2 protein-coding genes and 2 tRNA genes are annotated in these 3,621 nt (G+C 68.6%); all 4 read right to left on the bottom strand.

Going from position 1 to position 3,621, the window contains the following annotated elements:
* Positions 1 to 51 precede the first annotated feature (51 nt).
* The gene (locus ACFQ36_RS21500; protein ID WP_377017387.1) at positions 52 to 618 is read right to left on the bottom strand and encodes a type 1 glutamine amidotransferase domain-containing protein; all 567 of its coding nucleotides are present in this window, start codon (positions 616 to 618) and stop codon (positions 52 to 54) included.
* A gap of 158 nt (positions 619 to 776) precedes the next feature.
* Positions 777 to 853 (bottom strand) — tRNA-Met (locus ACFQ36_RS21495).
* 57 nt (positions 854 to 910) lie between these two features.
* Positions 911 to 982: transfer RNA gene (locus tag ACFQ36_RS21490), tRNA-Thr, on the bottom strand.
* Positions 983 to 1,185: 203 nt separating this feature from the next.
* On the bottom strand, positions 1,186 to 3,159 hold the full coding sequence (locus tag ACFQ36_RS21485) for a DEAD/DEAH box helicase (RefSeq protein WP_377017385.1): 1,974 nt from the start codon (positions 3,157 to 3,159) through the stop codon (positions 1,186 to 1,188).
* Positions 3,160 to 3,621 lie beyond the last annotated feature (462 nt).

Raw genomic sequence — 3,621 nt, 5'->3', positions numbered from 1 at the left:
GGGCCCGCGCCGGGGTCCCGCGCCGCCGTTGCTGCCGCGGCCGCCGACCACTCAGGCGGTCTGCCCGGCGTGGGCGCCTTCGGCGATTTCCTCCAGCAGCTTGGCGTTGAAGGCGGGCAGGTCCTTCGGGCTGCGGCTGGTGACCAGCCCCTGGTCCACCACGACTTCCTGGTCCACCCAGTGCGCACCGGCATTGCGCAGATCGGTGGCGAGGGTGTGGTAGGAAGTCAGCCGCCGCCCGTCCACGGCACCGGCTTCAATCAGCAGCCACGGACCGTGGCAGATCGAGGCCACCGGCTTGTGCGCCTCGAAGAAGGCCCGGGTGAATTCAATGGCGGCGGACTCGGCGCGCAGGTGGTCCGCGTTGACGACGCCGCCGGGCAGGACCAGCGCGTCGTAGTCGGCGGGGGTGGCGTCCCCGACGGCCACGTCAACCTCGAACGCGTCGCCCTTGTCGGTGCCTTCGAAGCCTTGGATCTTCCCGGGTTTGGGCGCCACCAGGACGGGCTGGCCGCCGGCGTCCTGCACGGCCTGCCAGGGGCTGGTCAATTCGATTTGTTCCACGCCGTCCGTGAGCAGGAAGGCGACTTTCTTTCCGGAGATGTCAGCAGTAGCCATAGTTGCACATCCTCCTTGGATCTCCTTTGAGGTGCCGCAGGACCGCGGCCCTGCCTCCACCGTAGGCACAGGCGGAAAAGGCAGGCAAGCTGGACATCCCGGCGGCCGAACCGGCCCGGACGCAGAAAACCCCTCCCGGCCGGGAGGGGTTTTCCTGGTGGTAGCGGTGCCGGGACTCGATCCCGGGACCTCACGATTATGAGTCGTGCGCTCTAACCAGCTGAGCTACACCGCCACGAATGGGAAGGCCCGCGCTGCGCCTTGCGACACAGACGCGGGCTCTGCCATTCAGAGCCCCCCACGGGAATCGATCCCGTGACCTCAGTCTTACCAAGACTGCGCTCTACCACTGAGCTAGGGGGGCAACGGAGAAATACATTACCAGCACTTTGCGCCGGTGTGAAATCGAAACCGGCTTTTGTGGCCCATCGCACACTTCCGGCTTCCTGGAAAGGACCCGGAGCGCCGGGGCGGTTAACGCCGGGAGGGGCATCCGCTTGTGCGGATGCCCCTCCAAGGCTGCCGGACGCGCCGGCCGCCCGCGCGGGGAAGCGCGGGTCCTCGATGCTAGCTGCGGCCGTGGCGGGGCTTGCGCGCCCCGATGCCGCTGCCGCCGAAGCTGGACTCGTAGCGGTCGCCGCGGTCGGAGCGGTAGCCCCGGTCGCCGTCGTACTTCTTCTTGAACGGACGCTCGCCGCGGTCGGAGCGGTAGCCCCGGTCGCGGTCGCCCCGGTCGCTGCGGAACCCGCCGCGGAACCCGCCCCGGTGGCCGCCGTCGCGGTCGCCCCGGTAGCCGCCGTCCTCGCGGTCGCTGCGGGGCTTGCGGCCGGTGTCCAGCTCCAGATGGATCAGTTCGCCGCCGATGCGGGTCTTGGACAGCGCCCGCAGCTGCTCCTGGGACAGGTCCGCGGGCAGCTCCACCAGGGTGTGGTCCGAGCGGATGTCGATCCCGCCGATCTGGGCGGACGTCAGGCCGCCCTCATTCGCCAGGGCGCCGACGATCGAGCCGGGCATGACCCGCTGCCGGCGGCCGACGGCGATGCGGTAGGTCGCATTGCCCTCCGTCAGCGCGCGGGACGGGCCGCGGGAGCCAAAGGCATCGCGCTTGCCGCCGGCGCGCTCGCGCTGGCCCTTGGGCGCCTCCGGAAGGTCCTGGACCAGCAGCGGCCGTCCGCCCTGGGCCATGACCGCCAGGGCGGCAGCGATTTCCGCAGCCGGCACATTGTGCTCTTCCTCGTAGTTGGCGATCAGATCGCGGAAGAGCGAGACGTCCTCCGACGCAAGCGTTTCGGTGATCTTGTCGGCAAACTTGCCCATCCGCAGGTTGTTGATGGTCTCGGCCGAGGGCAGGTGCATCTGCTCGACGGGCTGGCGCGTGGCCTTTTCGATGGCCCGCAGCAGGTACTTCTCGCGCGGAGTCATGAACAGGATCGCATCTCCCGAGCGGCCGGCGCGGCCGGTGCGGCCGATCCGGTGCACGTAGGACTCGGTGTCGTTGGGGATGTCGTAGTTGACGACCAGGCTGATGCGTTCCACGTCGAGGCCGCGGGCGGCAACGTCCGTGGCGACCAGGATGTCGATCTTGCCGTCGCGCAGGGCCTCGACCGTGCGCTCACGCTGCTGCTGCGGGATGTCGCCGTTGATGGCGGCGGCGCGGTAGCCGCGGGCCTTGAGCTTGTCGGCCAGGTCCTCGGTGGCCATCTTGGTGCGCACGAAGGCGATGATGCCGTCGAAATCTTCCGCTTCGAGGATCCGGGTCAGCGCGTCCAGCTTGTGCGCGCCCATGACCTGCAGGTAGCGCTGGCGGGTGTTGGCGCCGGTGGTGGTCTTGGACTTGACCGAAATCTCGGCCGGGTTGTTCAGGTACTGCTTGGCGATGCGCCGGATGGAGGTGGGCATGGTCGCCGAGAACAGGGCCACCTGCTTCTCCTCGGGGGTGGCCTCGAGGATCTTGTCGACCTCCTCGGCAAAGCCCATGCGCAGCATCTCGTCGGCCTCGTCCAGGACCACGTACTGCAGCCCGGACAGGTCCAGCGAGCCCTTCTCGATGTGGTCGATCACGCGGCCGGGGGTGCCGACGACGACCTGGGCGCCGCGGCGCAGGCCGGCCAGCTGCGGGCCGTACGCCGAACCGCCGTAGACGGGCAGCACGGTGAAGTCCTCGAGGTGCTTGGCGTACGAGGTGAAGGCCTCGGCCACCTGCAGCGCGAGTTCGCGGGTAGGCGCCAGCACCAGCACCTGCGTGCCGCGGGCGGGCCCGTTGGCCTCGGCCAGCTCGGCCATCCGGGACAGCGCCGGAATGGCGAAGGCAGCGGTCTTGCCGGTGCCGGTCTGGGCCAGGCCGACGACGTCGCGGCCTTCGAGCAGCACCGGAATGGTGGCGGCCTGGATCGGCGAGGGCTTTTCGTAGCCGACGTCGGTCAGCGCCGCGAGCACGCGGCCGTCAAGGTTGAAATCGGTGAACAGGACGGCGCCGTTCTCCGGGTTTTCGGTGCCGGCTTCCGCCTCGGCGGAAAAATCGTCATGGGTGTAGTCGGACATGGAGAATCCTCATCTTCATTCGGGACGGGGGCCGCCGGCGCTTCGTTCATACGGAGCAGCCGGGAGGCCTCATTACGCAAAGTCCGGCACTGTTGCAATCCCATGGCAGGACTTCCCGCCGCGCTCTGGACTATTTCGCTTCTGCGCAGCTGACCTGCTCTGCGGATGCTCCTGGCGGCGTTTTCAAAGCCGGCGCTCCCGAAATGACACTGCCCGCTGGACGCGGACCCTACACACCAATCAGACGCGGCAAACATGGGCTTCAATGCCGGAAACCGGAGTGGTTCCGGCCGGTGCAGCCAGTGGTTTACCCGTAGAAATGCGGGAATACCGGAGTGGGGGATGTATCCATTCTACGGTATGAAACAAAGCAGCGGCGCCGCGAGGCGGCCGGGGGGCCGTGAGCTTGCGCACACCGGCTGCCTCAGCCGGCCGCGGCCTTCCGACGGGCGGCGCGGAAGG

The sequence above is a fragment of the Arthrobacter sp. GCM10027362 genome (assembly GCF_042679445.1).
GTDB lineage: Bacteria > Actinomycetota > Actinomycetes > Actinomycetales > Micrococcaceae > Crystallibacter.
This window is presented reverse-complemented; position numbering and strand designations above follow the sequence as displayed.